Source organism: Rhodococcus spongiicola (assembly GCF_004011835.1).
GTDB classification, from domain to species: Bacteria; Actinomycetota; Actinomycetes; order Mycobacteriales; family Mycobacteriaceae; genus Prescottella; species Prescottella spongiicola.
The window spans coordinates 124,536-145,467 of record NZ_RKLN01000003.1 but is presented as its reverse complement, the minus strand read 5'-3'; the positions used below and the strand labels follow the sequence as shown (position 1 = coordinate 145,467).

Sequence of the window (20,932 nt, the reverse complement as noted above, 5' to 3'; positions counted from 1 at the left end):
GCGGGAAGGGTGTGCCAGGGACTAGCGTCGAATCAGGGACTGCCAGCCCTCTCACGGTTTGGAGAGCTCCATGAAACGCCGCTCCAAGAAACTACTCAGGGATTCCGCTGCGTCTGTTCTCTTCGTGGTCTCACTCGGAATCGCCACGGGCACTGCCCAGGCCGCGCCGGCGCCGGGTGCGGGGCAGGTCGGGTCCGCGACCTCCGCCTCGACACCGCTGGCCGGGAACCCGCTCATCCGACCGGTGGTGGACAAGCAGACCGCGCAGGACAACCTGATGCGCGAGATCGAAATCGGCTGGGCCAACGGTGGCTCGGAGTCGGCCCTGATGGGGGCGGGTATCGGCTTCGTGGTCGGCTGTATCTCCGTCTTCCCGGCGTTCATCGCCGGTTGCACCATCGGCGCCGGAGTCGGTGCCGCGATCGGTGCCATCAACGGCATCACGGCCGCCAACCCCGACGCCGAGCCCGCGTTCTACGAATGGCTCAATGCCGCACCCTGACATACCGCACCCTGATACCGAGTCGCGGCCGGCCGGCGCGAGGTACCCCGCGGGTCACCACTCGTAGGGGACCTCGTCGCGCACACCGAGGTCCTCGCACAGCCGTCGGATCGCACTGCAGTCCTGGACCAGCTTCCGACGATCGGAGTCGTGCGCGGCGTCGGACACCATCTCCGCACCGTGGCGGACGCCCTCGGCCTCCATCACCGCCGACCATGTCCGGTAGTCGTTGGACTCGAACGCCTGGAGTCCGGCGGCGAATCCCGACAACAGCATCCGCCGGTCGTCGGTCCCTAGCCGCTCGTACACGATCTTCAACAGTTCGCAGGTGATCGATGAGTGGCAGGACTCGTCGCGCCGATGGAGCTTGACCGTGGCCCGGTTGACCGGCTGGAGGTCGTCGTCATCGGTCATCAAACCCAGATACGAGCTGATCGACGTCTCGGCCACCGTCGTGTAGGCCAGGCTCACGAGCGCGGACTCGCGGGGGGTCTCGGCGCCGGCGACGGCCGCGTGATGGTGTCGAACCGTCGGGCCGTACGGTAGGCGGCTCTCGGGCAGATGCCACCCGCGCCGACGCCGGGTGAGCGCGCTCGCGTTCAGGTGCATCAACGTGTGGTACTGCTCGTCGACCATCGCCTGCAGCGTCGCCACCGTCAGGACGTCGCCGAGGCCGGTGCCGAACGCGTCCTGCGACAGCAACCGGAATCCCGGGTTGACGACGTACTGCTCGACATCCATGACGTTCTTGTTGTAGGCGATCCACGCCCAGGCCAGGATCCGGCGGCGGGTGGGTTCGTCGAGCCGCCGGAATCGGTCGTCGTCGTGGAACGGGATCAGCTGTATCGGGTAGTCGTCCTTGTCCGCGTCGAACAACGCGTCGATGTCCGGTTCGGGGCGCTTGACGGTGGCCCGGTGCGGCCAATTGTCCGCGAGCGTGCTGATGATCGCGCTCTCGACGGGATCGGACGGGTCGAACGGGGGCAGGGACGGCAGGCGCAGCAGCGTTTCGTGGTCGGCGGCCGCGTCGCCGAAGGGATTGTCGGTCACGGCGGTCCTCCCTCCGTCGGATCCTCCCGCAGCTGCCCGAAGATCTCGGCGCACGTCTCCTGGTAGCGCTCCCGCCGGTCACCGAGTGGCCGGACGGCATCGTCCATGAGGGACGCGAACATCTGCTCGTCGCCGTGCTCGACGGTTTCGGACAGCCGAGCAAGACCTGCCGCCAGCGCCTTCCGCGCGTCGGCGGCGCCTGGATTGCCAGCCTGAATGTCATGGTAGACCTCGGGGAGACCGGTGGCGATGCGGGCGAGCAGTGCCGACAGGACCGTGTGCGGAGGGGGAGCAGTCGCTGCCAATATGTCGGCGTTGGTTCCCGATTCCGCTAGGGCCAGCCCGAAGGCCAGTACCGCGGCATGGGTCAGCGCCTGGGTGGCCGCGCTGACCCGATCGTGTTCGGCGGCGTCGAGGCGCACGATGCGCCCGCCCCATCCGACGACCTCGCCGAGGAATCGTTCGACCGCCGGCCCGGCATGGTGGGTGACGGTCGCCACCGGCCTGCCGGCCATGCCGAGCGGGGGCGCGAACATCGGGTTGATCCCCACTGCGGGGCGCTGCACCGGGCTCTCGCACACCGCCTGGTGGATGCGGGTCTTGACCGACAGCGTCTCCACCAGCAACGCACCACGGTGCATGATGTGGTCGAGGACCGGGACCGCGGCCAGTGCCACGGCCTCAGGGACCGCGAGGACGACGGTGTCGGCGGCGGCGAGGACCGCACGCATCTGCGCGGAGGGAGTAACGACGTCGCCGGCCAGCGCCGCGCTGCCGTCTACTGGGCCGATCCGGTCGATCACCGTGACCGTGTCGCCGCCGGAGCGCGCCAGGTCCACCAGCATCGCGCCGACCGCACCCGCCCCGCCGACGACCACCATCGCGTCGGTGACCGGGTCCGCACGTGCTGTCACCGATCACCGTCCCTGGCCGAAACCTCGCCGACGACCCGGTCGTCCGAGGTCGCCGCCGCTCCGTCGCCCGAGGTCGCCGCCGCTCCGTCGCCCGAGGTCGCTGTGGCTCCGTCACCGGAGACCGCTGTGGCTCCATCGCCGGCGACCGCTGTAGCCCCATCGCTCGAGCCGGCCCCGTTACCCGAGGTCGCCGTGACTCCATTGGTCGAGGTCACCGAGAGGCAGCGCCGCATCGTGACCGCCTTGACCATCGTCTCCTCGAGCTCCTCCTCCGGGTCGGAGAGGGCCACGATCGCGCCTCCGACCCCGAACGTCACCTGGTCCTCCGTAGCGACCATCGTGCGGATCACGATCGAGAAGTCGGCGGTGCCGTTGATCGAGAAGTATCCGATGGCACCGGAGTACACACCCCGGGGCCCCTCCTCGAGTTTGTCGATGATCTCCATCGTCCGTAGCTTCGGGGCACCGGTCATCGAACCGCCAGGGAATGCGGCGCGCACGCAGTCGACGGTCGAGACGTCGTCGCGCAGGGTTCCACGCACCGTGGACACCAGTTGATGCACCGGGGCGTAGGTCTCGACGTCGAACAGCTTCGGGACGTGCACGGAGCCAGGCACACAGACGCGCGACAGGTCGTTGCGGACGAGGTCGACGATCATCAGGTTCTCTGCGCGGTCCTTCTCGCTGTCGAGCAGATCCTGACGCAGCGCCTCGTCCTCCGCGGGCTTCGAGTGCCGCGGACGGGTGCCCTTGATCGGCTTGGATTCCACGACCCGGTTGGCACCGATCCGCAGGAAGCGTTCGGGCGACGCACTGAGCACGGACACCCCGGAGAATTTCAGCAACGCGCTGTACGGGGTGGGGCTGATCTCGCGCAGTGTTTCGTAGCTGCGGACAGGATCGATCGCCCGGTCGACCGTCGCCGCGTTCGTCAGGCACACCTCGTAGGACTCGCCCGACCGGATCTCGTCGAGGCACTGCCCGATGAGCGCGAGGTATTCGTCGTTGCTGTGGCGCATTCGGGGTTTGGTGTCGTCCTCGAGCTTCACCAGGGGGTGGGGCGGCGGGGATTCGACGGCCTCGTCGAGTTCGCGGATCCGGGCCTCGATGTGCGCGAACCATTCCGGCACTCGAGGATCATCCGGGTCCTCGCTCAGCGCCAGCAGGTAGCAGGTTCCCTCCACGTGGTCGATCACCACCGCGCGGTCGGCGAACACGAACGCCGCGTCCGCGGTCGGCGACGTGTGAACCAACTGGCTGCCGACGTCGGCCTTGAGTTCGTATCCGAGGTATCCGATGTAGCCGAGGCCGAAGGCGAACGGCAGATCGGGGGACGGGGGAACCGCCCGCTGCTTGAGTTGTTCGTCGATGTACTCGAAGATCCGCTGGTGAACCCGCTCGGCTGGGCGACCCGCACGGTGGACGCACACGCTGGTCTCGGCGACTCGGTAGGTGACGGACTCCGCCAGTGGCCCGGAGCAGTCGCCCATCACAGAGAAGCGCGACTCCGCTTCGATCGCGGCGCTGCCGTCCAACCAGAAGCTGTCCGGGCCGTCGGCGAACAGGCGTCCGTAGACCGATGCCGGATCAACCGCGCGGTCGACACGCCTGCTGTGCACGACGTACTTCGGTTTCCCGCCCCGGGCGTTCGACGACTGCCGGGTGGGTTCTGGCCGGGAGGCAGGTCCGGACCGTGTCGGCGTCAGATCCCGGAAGTTGCCGAGCAACTCGCGGCCGTACTGCGTGCAGATCGACTCGGGATGGAACTGAACGCCCCACAACGGGTGCAGGCGGTGCTTCGCCGCCATCAGCAGCCCGTCGTCGGTCCAGGCTTGGGCCTCGAGCTCGGGCGGAAGGTCCTCGACGATCAGGGAGTGGTAGCGCACCGCCCGGAACGGGGACGGAATGCCCTCGAATATCCCGGTCCCGATGTGCCGGATATCCGACAGCCTCCCGTGCATCGGCACCGGAGCCAAGCCCACAGCGCTGCCGAACAGGTGACACAGCCCCTGATGCCCCAGGCAGACCCCGAGCACCGGAATCTGCCGGTTCGCGATCGCCCTGGCACTGATCCCGAAGTCACGCTTGCGGTCCGGTCGACCCGGACCGGGGGATATGACGATGTTGTCGAAGTCGTCCAAGGGCACCGACGCCCAGTCGGTGTCGTTCTTCACGACGACCGGTGGACGCCCGTTCACCTCCGACAACAGGCTGTACAGGTTGTAGGTGAACGAGTCGTAGTTGTCGATCAAGAGTGTTCGGGTCGACATGATGCCATCAGCCTGGTGTGCGCGACGGGTCACCGTTCGACCCGATGACGACGTCCTCGATCCGACACGTCTCGGCGATCACCACGTTGTACAGCTCTCGCAGGAACTCCGCCGACAACCCGTTGTCGCGGGCGTACTGCTCGGCGCGGGCGTGGACCAGGCCCACTCGCTGCGGCTGCATCATGGGGATGCGCTGACGTCGCTTGCACTCTGCAATCCGAACGCACACGTCGATGCGGTCCCGGATGTCCTCGAGCAGTCGTGCGTCGATCGCGTCCAATTCGGACCGCAGGCGCGCAAGACTCGGCTGGTCGGCCGGATCGGTCTCCGCGGCGAGTCCTGAGGAGTCGGCCCTCGTGGGGTCCTTGGTGTCGTCCATGCGCCACCTCGCCTTATATCTTCCGGACCGGCTCGGTACTTCCGTCCAACCCCGTGAACCGTCGCGTCAGCCGTGTCCGCCAAGCTGCATCAGTTCCTTTCATGATGTCACGGGTAAGTAGTCGTGGCGAATCTCCGGCGAATCCGGAATCCGGCTACAGGATGCTCGTAAAGCCCTAGTGACAGACCGGTTACGACCGGTATCGACGTGTCCGGATTCGGTTGCGCCACAGCCGATCGTGAGGTAGTCGTAGTGAATCGTCCCAAGCAGCGGAGGCGTTCGCGCGATCAGGTCGAATGTCGTCGGCTAGTGCATCGTTTCGGTCCCCGTCCGCTCACTTCCGAAGGGGCTCGGCACGCAAACGTGGGCGTCCGCTTCGTATGCGCCATTCGGTGCGATCGCACGATTCGCGAGGTGCACGGCCAGCGGGACGTCACGGATGTCCGTCAAGGCCGGCGGGCATGCCACTCACTCTCGCCCGCTTCCGTCGGGCGGAGACGATTCGGCGCCGCCACGGGGGACCGTGGCGGCGCCGAATCAGAGAACCGAGCGGGCGGCTGCTACGCGCCGCGACGCCGGGCCTTGAGCAGGTCCAGCCGCTCCTTGAGCAGGTCCTCGAGTTCCTCGATGGACCGGCGCTCGAGCAGCATGTCCCAGTGGGTACGCGGCGGCTTGGCCTTCTTCGCCTCGGGCGCGCTGCCCTCGAGCAGGGTGCCCTCGAGGCCGTTCTTGCAGAGCCACGTGCCGGGGATCTCGGCGTCGTCGGCGAACGGGACGTCGAACTCCTCCCCGTTGTCACACCGGTACCGGGCGATGCGACGGGGAGCCAGGTCGTGGTCGCGATCGGTCTCGTAACTCACCGCTCCGAGTCGACTGCCTCGAAGTACGCGATCTGCCATGGTGTGTCCTCTCTTGGTTCGTCACCTAATTGGTTCGTCACCGCGCCAGCTCGCCTGCAACGGCGCACCGAGCGTTCACAACCATCTACAACGTGCCGGAATCCGGATTCGTTCCCGGGACCGCCCCCTTCCCGGGAACGGCTTGCATGCGGCCGCTACATGATACCGGGGAGCCCGGCCGCCCCGCGTAAGGTGCTCAACCATGACAGCTGCTTCCCGGAAGCCCGTGTCGTGTTTGTGGTGCGGTCGGGAGCTCGCCTCGGCCGAGATCGGCCGCCGTCGCCGGTACTGCCGTCAGTCCTGCCGCCAGCGCGCGTACGAACAACGCAACGCCGTGAAGGGAACCTCGATTCCCACCGACGCGGTCGTCCTCACGGCAGACGCGGCCTCGGCGTTGACGGACCGGATCTTCGAGGTCCGCTGCGCCGCCGAGGACATCGCCAGCGCCGTCGCCGAGGACGCCGATCGCAGCGTGCTCACCGCGCTCGCCGATCGACTGGTTGCGTTGGCTCGCGATGCGGAGCGTTTCCGCTGATCACCTCCGAGGCGATGGCGCGAGCCGTCGCCGGGACCGCGCGCCGCACCGCCGCCGACAGTCCCGCACCAGTTCCGACCCGGGCTCCCTCGATCGCATAGACCACCACCCGTTCGGGAGAGCGTCCGAGAACCCGCGCCAACGCGAGGGCGGCCGCCACATCCACACCGTGACCGCCCAGCGGCGCCGGCACGCCGTCGCCGACCACCCACCGGTGCACTCGGCCCGGGATCGGTGGCGTGCACAGCACGGCGTCGACGACGACCGCCAAGGCCGCTCCCGCCCAGACGTCGAGCAGGTCGACGTCGTCGGCCACCTCCACGACGCGAATCGGCGGCGGCAGGCGACCGTGCAGCGCCCGCACCACCGCCGGACCGACCCCGTCGTCGCCGCGGTACTCGTTACCGAGACCGATCACCACGATGGGCCTCACCACGATGGGCCGCCGCCCGCTCACCGTCGGGTCACCCGCAGGTCGAGGAAGTGCGTGGCGCACGAGATGCACGGATCGTGGTTGCGGATGACCCGCTCGCACAACCCGGTCAACGACGCGTCGTCCAGGTCGAGATGCTCACCGATCCGATCGACGAGGTCGGCCTCGATCGTGTCCTGGTTCTGCGCTGTCGGGGGCACGATGTCGGCGGACCGGATCGTTCCGTCGGCGGCGAGCACATACCGGTGGTACAGCAGCCCGCGCGGCGCCTCGCTCACGCCGTGACCGGTGCCGGCGCGGGCGGTGATCGGCAGCGCCGCTGAATCCGGTTGCTCGTACCCGGCGATCAGCCGCAACGCCTCCTCGACGGCGTACGCCACCTCCACCGCCCGAACGACGATGCTGCGGTACGGGTTCCGGCACTCGTCACCCAGCCCGGCCTCGACCGCCGCCGCACCCGCGGCCCCGTCCAGCTGCGCACGGTTGAGCGTGTACCGGGCCAGGGGGCCGGTAAGGACGCGCTCGCCGTCCAGCCGGGCGTGCAGGGCGGTGGTACCCGGCACCTGGCGCTCGCGAACGTGGGTACCGAATTCGGACGCCGGGAACCGCCGGCCGGCGCTGGTCCGGACGACGCCGTCCTCGATCGCGTAACCGCTCTCGTCGTGCAGCGCCATCAGCACGGGGTCGAGCCGCACGTCCGGGAAGTCGAACCCCGCGGCCCACCGCACCGTGTCGAGCGCGTCGTCGAGGGCATGTCGAAGCGTCTCGGCGAGCGGCACCAGCTCGGCGCTGGTCGGGGCCCGGTAGAAGCCGCCCACCCGGACGTTGACCGGGTGGATCGGCCGCCCGCCGATCGTCTCGAGGATCGCGTTCCCGGCCTTCTTCAACGCAAGACCCCGTTCGACGGCGGCGCGGTCACGCCGGGCGAGTTCGATCGAGTCTGCGACGCCGAAGAAGTCCGGGGCGTGCAGGAAGTAGATGTGGAGGGTGTGGCTCGCGATCCACTCGCCGCAGTACAGCAGGCGCCGCAGCGCCCGCACCCGCGGATCCACGCTGACGCCGCAGGCCTGCTCGAGCGCGTTGCAGGCGCTGACCTGATAGGCGACGGGACAGATCCCACAGATCCGGGAGGTGATGTCCGGTGGCTCACGGAAGTCGCGGCCCCGCAGGAACGCCTCGAAGAACCGTGGCGGCTCGTAGATGTTCAACCGGGCGTCCTCGACCGCGCCGTCCCGGACGGTGACGTCGAGGCGCCCCTCGCCCTCGACGCGGGCCAGGGCGCGGACGGTGAGCCGCCGCCGCTCCGTGTCGTCACCGGCGTCGTCACCGGCCATAACGTCGCCCCTCACCGAACTCCGGGGCGGCGACGTTGAAGGTCGAGAACACCCGGCCGATGTCGTCGTCGTCCATGCCGCATCGGCGCAGCCAGCCGGCCAGCGACGCGATGTTCGGGTCCTTCGTCGGCCCGAAGCAGCCGTAGCACCCGCGCGAGGAGGCGGGGCACAGCGCGCCGCATCCGGCGTGCGTGACCGGGCCCAGACATGGGGTGCCGTCGGCGACCATGACACAGGTCAGTCCGCGCCGTTTGCACTCGTTGCATACGCTCGTCTCGGGCACGTTCGGGGTCCGGCCGACGAGGAACGCGGTGATCACCTCGAGGAGCTGTCGGCGGTCGATCGGGCAGCCGCGCAGCTCGAAATCCACCCGCACGTGTGCCGAGATCGGCGTCGACGTGGCGAGCGTGTCGATGTACTCCGGGCTCGCATACACCGCCGCCGCGAACTCGACGACGTCGCCGAAGTTGCGCAGCGCCTGCACCCCGCCGGCGGTGGCGCACGCACCGATCGTGACGAGGTGGCGGGAGTCGTCCCGGATCCGGTGGATGCGCTCGACGTCCTCGGCGGTGGTGATCGACCCCTCCACGAGCGAGAGAGCGTACGGGCCCGCGACCGTCGCGCTGGACATCTCCAAGAAGTGTGCGATCTTCAGTTCCGTTGCAACCTCGAGTATTTCGTCCTCGCAGTCGAGCAGCGAGAGCTGGCAGCCGTCGCAGGAGGCGAACTTCCACACGGCCATCTTCGGTGGGGAGTCGGGGGAGCCGCCGGACGCAGGGAACGCTGGGAACGGCAGGAAATCAGCCATCACAGCTCCCGGGTGTGCAGTAGGGGACCGGCCACCGCGTAGTCGACCACCGGTCCGTCGCGACAGAGCAGCAGTTCTCCGAGTTGGCAGTGCCCGCACACGCCGACGCCGCACTGCATGTTGCGCTCGAGCGAGACCTGGATGTGCCGTCGGTCGACGCCGTGGCCCTCGAGCACCCGCACCGAGAACCTCATCATCGCCTCGGGCCCGCACACCAGGGCCCGGGTCCGGGGCGGATCCACGCGAAGCCGCGCGAGTGCCTCGGTGACGAACCCGACCGCTCCGGTCCAGTCGCGGGCGGGTTGATCGATGGTGAGCACCACGTCGATACCGGCGGCACGCCAGTCGTCGAGATCGCGGCGGTAGAGGATCTCGTCGGGGTTCCGGGCCCCGGCCACGAGGGTCACGGTCCGGAACCGGGCCCGATCCGCGCGCACCGCCAGCACCGGCGCCCGCACCGCGGCCAGGCCGACGCCGCCCGCGACGATCACCAAGTCACCGCCCGCGGCGGTGCCGAGGTCCCAGGTGGTCCCGTACGGCCCCCGCACGCCCACCGTTGCGCCGACCGGGGCGTCGCTCAGGGCGGCGCTCGCCGGGCCGACGCTGCGCACGGTGTGTTCCAGGACGCCGTCGCGGCGCGTCGGATCCCCGCACGCCGAGATCGGAATCTCCCCGATTCCCGGGGCGCACAGCATCATGAACTGGCCGGGGCGAAAGCCCGGCAACGCGGCGCCCCTGGGTGCCAGCTCGAGTGTGACCGAATCACGCGTCTCGACGGTCCGGCGCATCACGTGGTAGGGGACCGGGACCAGAACCGATCCCGTCGGGGCCCAGGCGGTCGCGGTCACGGCGCCTCCGGATTCCCGTACAGGTCGAGCAGGCGCGCCCGCGTCGCCTGCAGTCGGTCCAGCAACAGCCCCGACATGGCCTGTGACACCTCGTACCCGAACACGGGGTCCCGCTCGGCGGCCTCGTGCAGGACCGCGATGTCGATCTCCCGGGCCTCGGTCGGATCGGCCGCCCGCGCCCCGAAGCTCCATACGCGCGGGGGCCGCAGCCAGGACCAACCCAGCACGTCGCCGCCGGCGAGCGTCTCGATCACGACCTCCCCACGGCCCGGCACCGCCGTGCTCAGCAGCACCCGCCCGCGGCGCAGCAGCCAGCAGCGGCGGGCGGGTTCGCCCTCGTGGAAGACGTACTCGCCCGGCACCCACAGCGCCGGGGTGGACAGCGCCTCGAGCCGCTCCCGAGCCTCCTCGGTGAGTCCGGGGAGCGGCACACCCGATTCGTCAGGCGATCTCGTCACGGTCCGGACTCTGGTCTCTCCCGGCTCGCCGGAACGTCGGGCGTGTCGGGAGAGTCGGTTACCCCCGAAAGCGCGCCGGTGAGCCGGGCGGCCTCGGCGGTGATGTCGATGCCGACCGGGCACCAGTCGATGCAGCGCCCGCACCCCACACAACCTGACGAGCCGAACTGGTCGAACCACGTGCCGAGCTTGTGCGTCATCCATTGCCGGTACCTGCTCGCGCCGCTCGTGCGCACGCTTCCGCCGTGCAGGTGCGAATAGTCGAGTTCGAAACACGACGCCCACCGTTGGTGCCGTTCGGCGCGCTCGCCGCCGAGTTCGCTCACGTCCTCGGCGCTGGTGCAGAAACACGTAGGACAGACCATGGTGCAGTTCCCGCAGGTCAAGCACCGGTCGGCGACGTCGTCCCACACCGGTTCGTCGCGGGCGGCCCGCAGCAGGGCACGCAGATCGACGTCGGGCATCGCGCGGCCCATGCGCCCCCGCGCTTCGTCGACCGCTGCGCGAGCCTCTGCGACGTCCCCGGCGGGGGCGACGGTGTGCGGGATTCGTGCGAGCAGCCCGAGGCCGGTGTCGGTGGCGACCTCCACGAGGAACCGGTGGCCGCGCTCGTCGATGAGTTCGGTGAGCGCGAGGTCGTAGCCCCCGCCGGCCGAGCCGGCGGCCGGGCCGGTGCCCATCGACGCGCAGAAACATACCCCACCGGGATCGGTGCAGTCGACGGCCACGACGACCAGATCGCGGAGTAGGCGGGCCGTGTAGCCGTCCGGGTCCGCGCCGAGCACGGTGTCGAGCGTGCGGATCGCGGCGAGGTCGCAGCCGCGCACCCCGAGGAACGCGTACCGCGTTTCCTCGGGTTCCGGCGCGTGGAACCGGCCACCGGAAGCTCTCCACAGAACCCGGTGCGGTGGGTGGACGAACTGCTTCCACGACATCGGACCCGCCGAGTGCGCGAACACGGCACCGTCCGGGCGGGGCCGCAGCCGGTACTCGCCCGGCGCGCAGGTCACGCCCCACCCGTCGGGCAGTTCAGCGCCCGATTCGAGTTCGGCCAGCACGATCGCGTTCTCGCGCACCGTCGGGCCGACGACCCGACGACCATCGCCCCGCAGCACCCGGATCAGCTCGTCGAGTGCACGTCGGTCGATGACAGCCGAGTCCATCCCGTGCATGGCACCTGTGTCCATCCTGTGCGTGGCACTCCTCCCGTCCATTGGGTCAGGCGCACCGGCTCGTGTGAAGGGTCGTTCGACCCTGGACCGGGACCGACCGCGACGCCCACCATCGGACGAGGAGCCGGGCGTCCGCCCGGCCCGAGAGAGGCGCCCTGCATGCCGGCGATCGTCACACTCACCATGAATCCGGCACTCGACGTCTCGACGACCGCGCCGCGAGTCGGCCCCACGAACAAGATCCGCTGCGCCACGCCCCGCTACGATCCCGGCGGCGGGGGCATCAACGTCGCCCGCATCGTACGGGTGCTGGGCGAGCCCGTCGTCGCGGTCTTCCCGGTGGGTTCGGCCACGGGCGAGGTGCTCGGCGGGCTGCTCGATCGGGAGGGCGTGTGGAGCCGCCGGGTACCGATCGACGGCGCCACCCGCGAATGCTTCACGGTCGACGAGGACTGCACCGGAGACCAGTACCGGTTCGTGCTGCCCGGCCCCCACCTGAGCCGGGCGCAGCAGGAGCAGTGTCTGTCCGTGCTCGCGGAGGTCGCCCGCGACGCCCGCTACCTGGTCGCGAGTGGTTCGCTGCCGCCGGGTGCACCACCGGACTTCTACGACCGGGTCGCCGGGCTGGCCCGCAACCTCGGCGCCCGCTGCGTGCTCGACACGTCGGGAGAGCCGTTGCGTCAGTGCGGCGCCGGCGTCTACCTCCTCAAGCCGAGCCTCCGGGAGCTGCGGGAACTCGTCGGAGAGGAGCTCACCTCCGAGGACGAGCAAGTGGCCGCCGCCGGGGCGTTGGTCGAGGCCGGGCGGTGCGAGGTGGTGGTGCTGTCGCTGGGCGCCGATGGCGCGCTGGCGGTCACCGCGGACTCCGCCATCCGATTCGCGGCGATCCCGGTCGCCGCCCGCAGCGGCGTCGGCGCCGGGGACGCGATGCTCGCCGGTATCACCGTCGGCCTCGCCCGGAACCGGCCCCTGCACGACGCGGTGCGCCTCGGCACCGCGGCCGGTGCCGCGATGCTCACCACGCCGGGCACAAGAGCGTGTCGGCGGGAGGACATCGAGAATCTCTACCACCGTGCTCCCGCCGGCGCTAGCGTGGAGGACGACAGGGTGGAGACGACCGAGAGGAAGATGCCATGACCGCTTCCGCGCACCGTCCACACGATCCGTCCGATCACCCACACGTCCACGGAAAGAACTGCGGACACGAGACGATCGAGCACGGTGACCACGTCGACTACCTTCACGACGGCCACCGGCACGCGGAGCATGAGGGGCACTACGACGAGCACGGCAAGGTCGACTGAGTCCGTTGTCCTCCGACTCGTCGGGGTGGTCAAGCGATCAGCCGTTCGCCGCCCTGCACGAGACCCATGCGGGGGTGGTGATCCTTCTCGGTGATCGTGCGTACAAGGCGAAGAAGCCCGTCCGCACCGACTTCCTCGACTTCGGGACCTTGCAGGCCCGCCGGGCCGTGTGCGCCCACGAGCTCGAACTGAATCGGCGACTCGCACCCGACGTGTACCTCGGGCTCATCGAACTGGGCGATCCCGGCGGAGCCGAGGGGGAGCCGCTGGTGGTGATGCGGCGGATGCCCGAGAGTGCGCGGCTGTCGACGATCGCGCACGGCGCCGCCGCCGAGGACTGGGTCAGTGCGATCGCCGACCTGGTCGCACGGTTCCACTCGGGGGCGCAGCGTGCCGCTCATATCTCCGCCCAGGGCACCGCCGCTGCCGTCCAATGGCGATGGCAGGCCAACATTCGTGAAATGCGGGATCTCGACCAATCGGTCATCGACGACGACCGCGTGGCGGCGCTCGAGCAGGCCGTCCTGCGGTATCTCGACGGCCGCGAGTGTCTGTTCACCGAACGCATCGATGGCGGGCACATCGTCGACGGTCACGGCGACCTGCTGGCGGACGACATCTTCTGCCTCCCCGACGGCCCCCGGATCCTGGACTGCCTCGACTTCGACGACCGCCTCCGCTACCTGGACGTGATCGACGACATTTCTTGCCTGGCAATGGATCTCGAATTCCTGGGTCGATCCGACCTGGGCGGGCTGCTGTTCGAGCGATACACGGCGGCGTCCGGCGACACCGCACCGGACTCGCTGCGGCACCACTACGTCGCCTACCGCGCCTTCATGCGGGGAAAGGTCGACTGCGTGCGCCTGCTGCAGGGCCGGGCGGCGTCCGCCGACGACGCCCTGCGGCACACGGCGATCGCGGAGGACCACCTCCATAGGGGCGCGGTCCGTCTCGGCCTCGTCGGCGGGCTTCCCGCCACCGGCAAGTCGACCCTCGCGAACGCGCTCGCCGACGCGGTCGGCGCCACGCTGGTGTCGAGCGATGCCGTCCGGCGGGAACTCTTCGCCGACGAGCGTCGCAGCGATCCGGACCCCGGGTTCGGCCGCGGCCGGTACTCGCCCGACGCGACCGCCGACGTCTACGAGACGTTGCTCGGACGCGCCCAGCGGGACCTGGAACGTGGGGTGTCCGTCGTCCTGGACGCATCGTGGACGGACCGGCGGTGGCGCGAGCGCGCCGCCGAGGTGGCCGCCGCAACCCTCGCGGACCTCGTACCGATGCGGTGCACCGCTCCGCCCGCGACGACCGAACGCAGACTGCGCGCCCGGCGCGGCGCCGGCGGCGACCACGACTCGGAGGCCACCCCCGACATCGCCCGCGCCATGGCACTGCAGGCGGACGCCTGGCCGGACTCCGCGGAGATCGACACCGCACGACCACCGGATCGCACACTGTCGGCGGCGGTCGACCGCTGGTGGTCGACGTGAGGACCTAGTTCCCTACCCGTACCCTCCGGGCACCGGCAGGCTCACTCCGGGGGCGATCGTTCTTCCGCCGAGTCGAGGTGGAGCGCGATTCGGGTTGGAGCGCACGATGGCACGAGTGTCGACGGACGAACTCGGAGCGGCCGGGCTGACCTCGGACGCGGCGGCCGAACGGCTACGCGTCGACGGCCCGAACCTGCTACCGACGACGCGTCCGGTGCCCGCGTGGCGCAAACTCGCGGCCGAACTGACCCACTTCTTCGCCCTCATGCTCTGGGTCGCCTCCGCGCTCGCGCTGGTCGCGGACATGCCGCAGCTGGCGGCCGCGATCGTCGTCGTGATCGTGGTGAACGGCGTGTTCGCGTTCGTCCAGGAGGAACGTGCCGAGAAGGCATCCGCTCGACTGCGCGACCTGCTGCCGGCGACGGTGACCGTCCGGCGTGACGGTGAACTCCGCACGATTGACGCCGCCGGCGTGGTCGTCGGCGACGTCATGGTCATCGCCGGCGGCGATCGGGTTCCCGCCGACGGCACGCTGACGGTCACCCATGATCTGGCGGTCGACGAATCCACCCTCACGGGGGAGAGCGAATCGGTACACAAAAAGCCCGGTGGGCATGTGTGGGCCGGCACCTACGCGGTCGGTGGGCAGGGCGAGGCGTTCGCGGTCGCGACGGCCGCGGACACCAGGCTCGCCGGGATCGCCGCCCTCACCGCCGGTGTGCGCCGACCCCGGAGCCCCCTGGCCGCCGAACTGCATCGTGTCGTGCGCGCGATCGCCGTTCTCGCGGCTGCCGTCGGTGGCGGATTCTTCGGGCTGTCGCTGCTCATCGGTTTACCCGCCCACGACGGGTTCGTGCTGGCCCTGGGCGTGACGGTGGCGCTGGTCCCGGAGGGGTTGCTCCCCACGGTGACCCTCTCCCTGGCGATGGGCGCTCAGCGAATGGCGCACCGGCAAGCTCTCGTGCGACACCTGGAGGCGGTCGAGAATCTCGGGTCCACGACGGTGATCTGCACCGACAAGACTGGCACCCTCACACAGAACCGGATGACCGTCACCGAGGCTTGGACCCCGGCGGGTACCGTGACCGCGGCCGGGGAGGGCTACGAGCCGACTGGACGGGTCGAGGGAACGGCACCCGCCCTCGACGCGGCTCGACATCTGGGCCTGGTGGCGGTGGCGGCGTCACAGGGCGGCATCGTGTTCCAGAACGGCGCCTGGTCGGTTGTCGGCGATCCGATGGAAGCCGCCCTCGACGCCTTCGCCCGCCGCGCGGCGGGACACGGCACCCCGGAGCGGGCCACGCCGGATCGTCGCCTCGCGTTCGATCCCGAGCGGCGGCGCGAGTCGGCGATCTTCGGCAGAGCCCTGATGCTCAAGGGCGCACCGGATTCCGTGCTGCCGCTGTGCACGTCCGCCGGGCCACCGGTTCTCGCCGCGGCCCGACGTGCCGTCGACGACATGGCCGGCCGTGGTCTGCGGGTGCTCGCGGCCGCCACCCGAGACCTGCCCGACGCGGCCGGCTCCGCGGACCAGGTGGAGCGGGATCTGACGCTCGTCGGGCTGTTCGGTATCGAGGACCCGCCCCGCCCCGCCGTCGCCGCGGCGCTCGCGGCGGCACGGCGCGCCCACATCAGGGTCGTCATGCTCACCGGAGACCACCCGGCGACGGCGGTCGCGGTTGCCCGCCAGATCGGCCTCGTGGACGACTCGAGGCCGCTGGTGGTCGAGGGCGACGACCTACCGGAACACGACGACGCGCTCGGCGACCTCCTCGACCGGGACGGCGTGCTCGTCAGCAGGGTCTCGCCCGAACAGAAGCTGGCGGTCGCGCGGGCCCTGCAGGCCCGTGGGCATGTCGTCGCGATGACCGGTGACGGCGTCAACGACGGCCCCGCATTGCGGGAGGCGGACATCGGCGTCGCCATGGGACGCGGCGGCACCGACGTCGCGCGGGAAGCGGCCGACCTCGTGCTCCTGGACGATGACTTCTCCACGATCGTCGCCGCCGTCGAACAGGGCCGCGCCACCTACGCCAACATTCGGCGGTTCCTCACCTACCACCTCACGTCCAACGTCGCCGAACTCACGCCCTTCTTGGTCTGGGCCCTGTCCGGAAGTCGGATTCCACTCGCGATCGGTGTCCTGCAGGTGCTGTGCATCGACATCGTCACCGACCTGTTGCCAGCGCTCGCCCTCGGTGGTGAGCCGCCGGGCAAGGGCGTGATGGATCGTCGCCCCGAGCGTCGGCACCTGCTCGATCGCAACCTCCTGGCCCGCGTGTTCGGGGTACTCGGTCCGGTCGAGGCGGCGGCCGCGATGACCGCCTTTCTCGTGGTCCTCTGGATCTCCGGATGGCGTGTAGGCGCCGATCCGCCCACCGGTGCGGCCCTGGTGACCGCGTCCGGGTCGGCGTTCGCCGCCATCATCCTCGGTCAGATCGCGAACGCCTTCGCGTGCCGCAGCGCGACCCGGCCGGTGTGGCAACTCGGCTGGCGGACCAACCCGCTGCTGCTGTGGGCGGTCACCGTGGAGTCCGTGATCCTCCTGATGCTGTTGACGATCGGACCGCTGGCCGCGCTGCTCGGTCAGTCGCCGCCGTCGATCGCGGGCTGGGCGATCGCGGCCGCCGGGATACCCGCACTGCTCGGCGCCGACTACCTGTACAAGAGCGTGCGCGCGCGGCAGCGCCCCGGTCCCTGACCGTGGCGCCGAGACGGCCTCGAAACGCAGCCTTACGCAGCCGCCACGCGGCGGATCAGGAGCGAACGTTCCAGCGAGCCAGCCAGTCTCGCTCCTGCTGCTCCTTCTCGGAGTGATACGCGGCGGACGGCTCGCGCAGCGTGACCTGCGGTGCGGGCGGGGTCAGGAAGTTGCCCTCGCCCTTGGCGGCCAACCCGCCGCCGAGTTCCACATAGCACGCGCCATCACCGGTGAACCTGCTGTCGGCGGCGGCATAGCCGAGGTAGCGGGCCACCTGGTGTGCGGCGACCTCACCCTCGGCTTCGGCGAAGACCGCCGCCTTCGGTAGCGGTTTGCCGTTCGGCAGCAGCAACGCCGTGCTGTCCCCGATCGCGAACACCCCAGGCGTGGCCGTAGCCAGACTCGCGGGGTCGACGGGGATCCAGCCCGCGGAGCCGAGGCCGGTCGAGGCCACCGCAGCGCCCGGAGCATGCGGTGGCACGACAGCCAGGAGGTCGAAGGATTCGGTGCTTCCGTCCGCGAAGTCGACCGTTCGCGTCTGCGGGTCGATGCTGATAGCGGACTTGCCGCCGTGGAATCCGATGCCCTTCCCGTCCATCATGTCCACCAGGGCGTTGCCGACAGCGGGCCCGGCCACCGGCATCGGCAGCGGATCCGGGGTGAAGGCGTCCACCCGTACCGCGCCGCTGGTGAACCGGCCGCCGAGCTGGTCTCCGATGAGGAAGGCGGCTTCGAATGGTGCGGCCGGGCACTTGAACGGCACCGCCGCCACCAGCACCATGATTCGGCCCGATTCCAGTGCGCCGACGCGGCGGTTTAGATCAGCGGCTCCTTCGAGGGTGTAGAACTGGCCCGCGACCCCCGCCTGGAGGGCCTGCGGCAGACCCCGCAGCCGCGCGACGTCCAGGCCTGCGCCCAGCGCGACCACGAGCGCGTCATAGCCGATATGACCGGCCGGATCGCAATCGACCGCCCGCGCCTCGAGGTCGATGCCCGCGACTTCGGCGGTGACCATGTCCACGCCAGGCAGCGTGCCCGCCGTGGGGCGCACGGTGACCTGTTCGGGGGTACGCCAGCCGCGCAGCACCCACAGCAGTGACAGACCGAGGCTGCCGGTGAAGGAGCGGTCGATCAGTACGATCCGATCCTCGGCGGGCAGGGCCTTACGCAGTTCGGCAGCGGCGGTCAGCCCGCCCACTCCGGCACCGAGAACGGCGACAGTCTTGCTCATGAGCTTCTCGTTTCCTAGCGCCCACCTGCCGACTCGAGGAGGAGGCAGCGGTGGGGCGTGAATAGACTCGCGGCTTGCTGCGCTGCACCAGACAGCTGCACCAAGGCATAATGGAACTGTATTCCAAAGAATATTGGAGATGCAAGGTGGGAGAGTTGTCCGATCGCAAGGCGGCGCTGTTCGATCAGATCGCCCGCGTGGGCAAGGCGTTAGGCAACGGCCGTCGTCTGCAGATCCTCGAGGTACTCGCCCAGGGCGAGCGCCCGGTCGAAGCCATCGCGACCGCGACCGGGATGAACCTGACCACCGCTTCGGCCAACCTGCAGACGCTCAAGTCGGGTGGCCTGGTCGCAGCCCGCCGGGACGGCACCCGTCAGTACTACCGTCTCGCCGGAACCGACGTTGCCCACCTGTTCGCCCTGGTGCAGTCCGTCGGCGAGGCGCACGTGGCCGACGTCGCCCGCGCGGCCTCCCAGGTCCTCGGGTCTCCCGACGACGCCATCACCCGCGACGAGCTCATCCGCCGACGCGATGCCGGCGAGATCACCTTGATCGACGTCCGACCGCCCGAGGAGTACGCCGCCGGACACATCCCCGGCGCCATCAACGTCCCGGTCGCCGAACTCGCCGACCGCCTCGCCGAACTTCCCGCCGACCGCGACATCGTCGCCTACTGCCGCGGAACCCTGTGCGTCATGGCCCCCGACGCGGTCCGTATCGGCCGCGCCGCCGGCTGCGACGTGAAGCGTCTGGACGAGGGAATGCTCGAATGGGCTCTCGCGGGGCTACCGGTGGAGACTCGATCGGCCTGATCCGGCTTCCGCTGCCTCGCACCCGAAGTCCCTGCCAGGCAGCGAATTACGTCTCGACTGCGGAATGTCAGCCGGGCGGCTTCTCAACGATTGCCGACGGAACCGCCTGGAGCAGCGTCCGGGGTGGCCTCGACACGAGCCGCCAGGACCGCGGCCTGGGTACGGCGCTCGACACCCAGCTTGGCCAGCAGCCGAGAGACATAGTTCTTCACCGTCTTCTCTGCCAGGAACATCCGTGCCGCGATCTGCCGGTTGGTCAGTCCCTCGCCCAGCAGCGCGAGCAGACGCCGCTCCTGGGCGGTGAGGTTCTCCGGAAGCGGGTCACGTCGGCGCTGTGGCCGCGGCGCGGGCTCCGCCGGCAGCGGAAGCGTTTGGCCTGCGCCGACCGCACGTACCGCCTCCACCAGCTGCATCCCGCGAATGTCCTTGACGAGATAGCCCTTCGCACCCGCCGCCGCCGCGTCCCGCATCGCACGTTCATCACGAAACGACGTCACGATCAGACAGCGCAGGTCGGGCATGCGGGCGCGGAGCTGGCGGCACACGTCGATTCCGCTGCCGTCGGGCAGGCGTACGTCGAGGAGCACCACGTCGGGGCGGAGCGCCGGAATCCGCGACAGGGCCTGCGAGCGGTTCTCGGCCTGGCCGACCACCTGCATATCTTCGTCAGCGTCGACCAGCTCGGCGAGACCGCGGCGCACCACCTCGTGATCGTCGACGAGGAACACTGTCAGCATCTCGGCATCTCCTGAGCGCGTACCACCCGATCGTACGACGACCGGGCCCCGCCCGGGGTCTTCCGGCCCTACCCGCGCCCCCCGAGCCCGGAGACGATGGTGACACTCGCAATCGGTGTCACTCGAGGTCGGTGTCACTCCAGATCAGGGAGGGTCCGCGTGGACATTGTCGAGACGAAGGCCCCGGTCGTAGTCGGGATCGACGGCTCGGCCACGTCGTTCGCCGCGGTGAGCTGGGCCGCCCGCGAATCGCGGCTGCACGGGTGCTCCCTACGGATCGTCTCGGCTCTCGGTGCGCCGACCCCGTACGGGGACGGGATCCGGCTGCCGCACAGCTACTTTGCCGATCGTGACCGGGCGGTGCACGCGAACCTCGAGGAGGCCGCCGCGATCGCCCGCACCACCGACACCGCGTCCAGCATCACCGAGATCACCACCGACGTCCTCGACGGACCCGCCCGGCCCGCGCTGATCGAGGTGTCGAAGTCGGCCCGCATGCTCGTCGTCGGAAGCCGTGGCCTGGGGCAGGTGACCGCGGTGCTAGCCGGATCCGTCGCCACGGCACTGGCCTCGCACGCCAACTGCCCGGTCGTCGTGATCCGGGAACAACCCGGGCAGAGCTCGGGACCGAGCGAGGTCGTCGTCGGCGTCGACGGCACCGAGCACAGCAAACCTGCGCTGGACGCGGCGTTCGCCGAGGCCTCCCTGCGCGGTGCCCGCCTCGTCGCCGTCCACACGTGGTCGGCGTTCGACCTGTCGACGGCCTTCGACGACCAACTCGACCTGCCGTGGGACGAAGTCGAGGTCGCCGAGCAGGTAGTCCTCGCCGAAAGCCTGGCCGGTTCGGCCGAACGCTACCCGGACACTGAGGTGGCGCGCGTCGTCGTCCGCGGCAGCTCCGCCGACTCGCTCCGGACCCGTGCGGCCGACGCCGATCTGCTGGTCGTCGGCACCCACGGACGCGGGGGGTTCGCCGGCATGCTGCTGGGCTCTACGAGCGCGGCGTTGCTGCATACGGCGAGCTGTCCGCTCATGATCGTCCGGTCATGAGCGAG

At 70.0% G+C, this 20,932-nt stretch carries 21 protein-coding genes; 8 read left to right on the top strand and 13 right to left on the bottom strand.

Annotation, left to right across the window (positions count from 1 at the left end; genetic code table 11):
* The first annotated feature begins 70 nt into the window (after positions 1–70).
* On the top strand, positions 71–502 hold the full coding sequence (locus EF834_RS08855; RefSeq protein WP_127946858.1) for a hypothetical protein: 432 nt from the start codon (positions 71–73) through the stop codon (positions 500–502).
* A 54-nt stretch (positions 503–556) separates the two neighbouring features.
* On the opposite strand, the gene EF834_RS08850 is transcribed toward EF834_RS08855, so the two are convergent.
* The 5 genes from EF834_RS08850 to EF834_RS08830 form a co-directional block, all read right to left on the bottom strand.
* Positions 557–1,552 (bottom strand): AurF N-oxygenase family protein, encoded by a 996-nt coding sequence (locus EF834_RS08850; protein ID WP_127946857.1) that lies wholly within the window; start codon positions 1,550–1,552, stop codon positions 557–559.
* Positions 1,549–2,466: a prephenate dehydrogenase dimerization domain-containing protein gene (locus EF834_RS08845; protein WP_328590551.1), complete on the bottom strand. Its 918-nt coding sequence runs from the start codon at positions 2,464–2,466 to the stop codon at positions 1,549–1,551. Before EF834_RS08845 ends, EF834_RS08850 begins: the two co-directional genes overlap by 4 nt.
* Positions 2,463–4,736 (bottom strand): aminodeoxychorismate synthase component I, encoded by a 2,274-nt coding sequence (pabB, locus tag EF834_RS08840; protein WP_127946856.1) that lies wholly within the window; start codon positions 4,734–4,736, stop codon positions 2,463–2,465. The genes EF834_RS08845 and pabB overlap by 4 nt, the downstream gene beginning before the upstream one ends.
* Positions 4,737–4,743: 7 nt before the next feature.
* Positions 4,744–5,115, bottom strand: a complete 372-nt coding sequence (locus EF834_RS08835) for a chorismate mutase family protein (protein WP_127946855.1) — start codon at positions 5,113–5,115, stop codon at positions 4,744–4,746.
* Between the two features lie 560 nt (positions 5,116–5,675).
* Positions 5,676–6,014, bottom strand: coding sequence for an RNA polymerase-binding protein RbpA (locus tag EF834_RS08830; RefSeq protein WP_127946854.1), 339 nt, complete (start codon positions 6,012–6,014; stop codon positions 5,676–5,678).
* A 202-nt stretch (positions 6,015–6,216) separates the two neighbouring features.
* Here EF834_RS08830 and EF834_RS08825 point away from each other — a divergent pair, with 202 nt between their 5' ends.
* A complete protein-coding gene (locus tag EF834_RS08825) occupies positions 6,217–6,549 on the top strand; it encodes a hypothetical protein (protein WP_127946853.1) in 333 nt (110 codons plus the stop codon).
* On the opposite strand, the gene EF834_RS08820 is transcribed toward EF834_RS08825, so the two are convergent.
* From EF834_RS08820 to EF834_RS08795, 6 genes are read right to left on the bottom strand one after another with little or no spacing between them, the layout of a single operon-like run.
* A complete protein-coding gene (locus tag EF834_RS08820) occupies positions 6,491–7,006 on the bottom strand; it encodes a hydrogenase maturation protease (protein WP_235871078.1) in 516 nt (171 codons plus the stop codon). The genes EF834_RS08825 and EF834_RS08820 overlap by 59 nt on opposite strands.
* Positions 7,003–8,316, bottom strand: coding sequence for a Ni/Fe hydrogenase subunit alpha (locus EF834_RS08815; protein WP_127946851.1), 1,314 nt, complete (start codon positions 8,314–8,316; stop codon positions 7,003–7,005). The genes EF834_RS08820 and EF834_RS08815 overlap by 4 nt, the downstream gene beginning before the upstream one ends.
* Complete coding sequence (locus tag EF834_RS08810) at positions 8,306–9,124, bottom strand: NADH-quinone oxidoreductase subunit B family protein (RefSeq protein ID WP_127946850.1); 819 nt, start codon at positions 9,122–9,124, stop codon at positions 8,306–8,308. The genes EF834_RS08815 and EF834_RS08810 overlap by 11 nt, the downstream gene beginning before the upstream one ends.
* Positions 9,124–9,912: an FAD/NAD(P)-binding protein gene (locus EF834_RS08805; RefSeq protein ID WP_127947307.1), complete on the bottom strand. Its 789-nt coding sequence runs from the start codon at positions 9,910–9,912 to the stop codon at positions 9,124–9,126. The genes EF834_RS08810 and EF834_RS08805 overlap by 1 nt, the downstream gene beginning before the upstream one ends.
* 56 nt (positions 9,913–9,968) lie before the next feature.
* A complete protein-coding gene (locus EF834_RS08800) occupies positions 9,969–10,430 on the bottom strand; it encodes a Crp/Fnr family transcriptional regulator (protein ID WP_164874107.1) in 462 nt (153 codons plus the stop codon).
* Positions 10,427–11,644 carry a 4Fe-4S dicluster domain-containing protein gene (locus EF834_RS08795; RefSeq protein ID WP_408014488.1) on the bottom strand — a complete coding sequence of 406 codons (1,218 nt, stop codon included), beginning with the start codon at positions 11,642–11,644 and terminating at the stop codon, positions 10,427–10,429. Before EF834_RS08795 ends, EF834_RS08800 begins: the two co-directional genes overlap by 4 nt.
* A gap of 117 nt (positions 11,645–11,761) precedes the next feature.
* On the opposite strand from EF834_RS08795, the gene EF834_RS08790 reads away from it, so the two are divergent.
* From EF834_RS08790 to EF834_RS08775, 4 genes are all read left to right on the top strand, one after another.
* Entirely contained in the window at positions 11,762–12,739 is a 978-nt protein-coding gene (locus EF834_RS08790) for a 1-phosphofructokinase family hexose kinase (protein WP_127946849.1), read from the top strand.
* On the top strand, positions 12,736–12,906 hold the full coding sequence (locus tag EF834_RS08785) for a zinc transporter permease (protein WP_127946848.1): 171 nt from the start codon (positions 12,736–12,738) through the stop codon (positions 12,904–12,906). Before EF834_RS08790 ends, EF834_RS08785 begins: the two co-directional genes overlap by 4 nt.
* Positions 12,907–12,911: 5 nt before the next feature.
* Positions 12,912–14,396, top strand: coding sequence for a bifunctional aminoglycoside phosphotransferase/ATP-binding protein (locus tag EF834_RS08780; RefSeq protein ID WP_127946847.1), 1,485 nt, complete (start codon positions 12,912–12,914; stop codon positions 14,394–14,396).
* 106 nt (positions 14,397–14,502) lie between these two features.
* Positions 14,503–17,097 carry a cation-translocating P-type ATPase gene (locus EF834_RS08775; RefSeq protein WP_127946846.1) on the top strand — a complete coding sequence of 865 codons (2,595 nt, stop codon included), beginning with the start codon at positions 14,503–14,505 and terminating at the stop codon, positions 17,095–17,097.
* 55 nt (positions 17,098–17,152) lie between these two features.
* Here EF834_RS08775 and EF834_RS08770 read toward each other — a convergent pair whose 3' ends face one another.
* On the bottom strand, positions 17,153–18,328 hold the full coding sequence (locus EF834_RS08770) for an NAD(P)/FAD-dependent oxidoreductase (protein WP_127946845.1): 1,176 nt from the start codon (positions 18,326–18,328) through the stop codon (positions 17,153–17,155).
* A 146-nt stretch (positions 18,329–18,474) separates the two neighbouring features.
* Between EF834_RS08770 and EF834_RS08765 the strand changes: the two genes are divergently transcribed.
* A complete protein-coding gene (locus EF834_RS08765) occupies positions 18,475–19,140 on the top strand; it encodes a metalloregulator ArsR/SmtB family transcription factor (RefSeq protein WP_127946844.1) in 666 nt (221 codons plus the stop codon).
* 83 nt (positions 19,141–19,223) lie between these two features.
* Here EF834_RS08765 and EF834_RS08760 read toward each other — a convergent pair whose 3' ends face one another.
* The gene (locus EF834_RS08760; protein WP_127946843.1) at positions 19,224–19,877 is read right to left on the bottom strand and encodes a response regulator; all 654 of its coding nucleotides are present in this window, start codon (positions 19,875–19,877) and stop codon (positions 19,224–19,226) included.
* Between the two features lie 159 nt (positions 19,878–20,036).
* Between EF834_RS08760 and EF834_RS08755 the strand changes: the two genes are divergently transcribed.
* The gene (locus tag EF834_RS08755) at positions 20,037–20,927 is read left to right on the top strand and encodes a universal stress protein (RefSeq protein ID WP_235871076.1); all 891 of its coding nucleotides are present in this window, start codon (positions 20,037–20,039) and stop codon (positions 20,925–20,927) included.
* The last annotated feature ends 5 nt before the right edge of the window (positions 20,928–20,932 follow it).

What these genes read in the sequence shown, in the direction of transcription:
- EF834_RS08830 (WP_127946854.1), bottom strand. Translation starts at nt 6,014, where the DNA reads ATGGCAGATCGCGTACTTCGAGGCAGTCGACTCGGAGCGGTGAGTTAC.
- EF834_RS08815 (WP_127946851.1), bottom strand. Translation starts at nt 8,316, where the DNA reads ATGGCCGGTGACGACGCCGGTGACGACACGGAGCGGCGGCGGCTCACC.
- EF834_RS08810 (WP_127946850.1), bottom strand. Translation starts at nt 9,124, where the DNA reads ATGGCTGATTTCCTGCCGTTCCCAGCGTTCCCTGCGTCCGGCGGCTCC.
- EF834_RS08785 (WP_127946848.1), top strand. Translation starts at nt 12,736, where the DNA reads ATGACCGCTTCCGCGCACCGTCCACACGATCCGTCCGATCACCCACAC.
- EF834_RS08805 (WP_127947307.1), bottom strand. Translation starts at nt 9,912, where the DNA reads ATGCGCCGGACCGTCGAGACGCGTGATTCGGTCACACTCGAGCTGGCA.
- pabB (WP_127946856.1), bottom strand. Translation starts at nt 4,736, where the DNA reads ATGTCGACCCGAACACTCTTGATCGACAACTACGACTCGTTCACCTAC.
- EF834_RS08770 (WP_127946845.1), bottom strand. Translation starts at nt 18,328, where the DNA reads ATGAGCAAGACTGTCGCCGTTCTCGGTGCCGGAGTGGGCGGGCTGACC.
- EF834_RS08825 (WP_127946853.1), top strand. Translation starts at nt 6,217, where the DNA reads ATGACAGCTGCTTCCCGGAAGCCCGTGTCGTGTTTGTGGTGCGGTCGG.
- EF834_RS08855 (WP_127946858.1), top strand. Translation starts at nt 71, where the DNA reads ATGAAACGCCGCTCCAAGAAACTACTCAGGGATTCCGCTGCGTCTGTT.
- EF834_RS08790 (WP_127946849.1), top strand. Translation starts at nt 11,762, where the DNA reads ATGCCGGCGATCGTCACACTCACCATGAATCCGGCACTCGACGTCTCG.
- EF834_RS08775 (WP_127946846.1), top strand. Translation starts at nt 14,503, where the DNA reads ATGGCACGAGTGTCGACGGACGAACTCGGAGCGGCCGGGCTGACCTCG.
- EF834_RS08760 (WP_127946843.1), bottom strand. Translation starts at nt 19,877, where the DNA reads ATGCTGACAGTGTTCCTCGTCGACGATCACGAGGTGGTGCGCCGCGGT.
- EF834_RS08835 (WP_127946855.1), bottom strand. Translation starts at nt 5,115, where the DNA reads ATGGACGACACCAAGGACCCCACGAGGGCCGACTCCTCAGGACTCGCC.
- EF834_RS08795 (WP_408014488.1), bottom strand. Translation starts at nt 11,644, where the DNA reads ATGGACGGGAGGAGTGCCACGCACAGGATGGACACAGGTGCCATGCAC.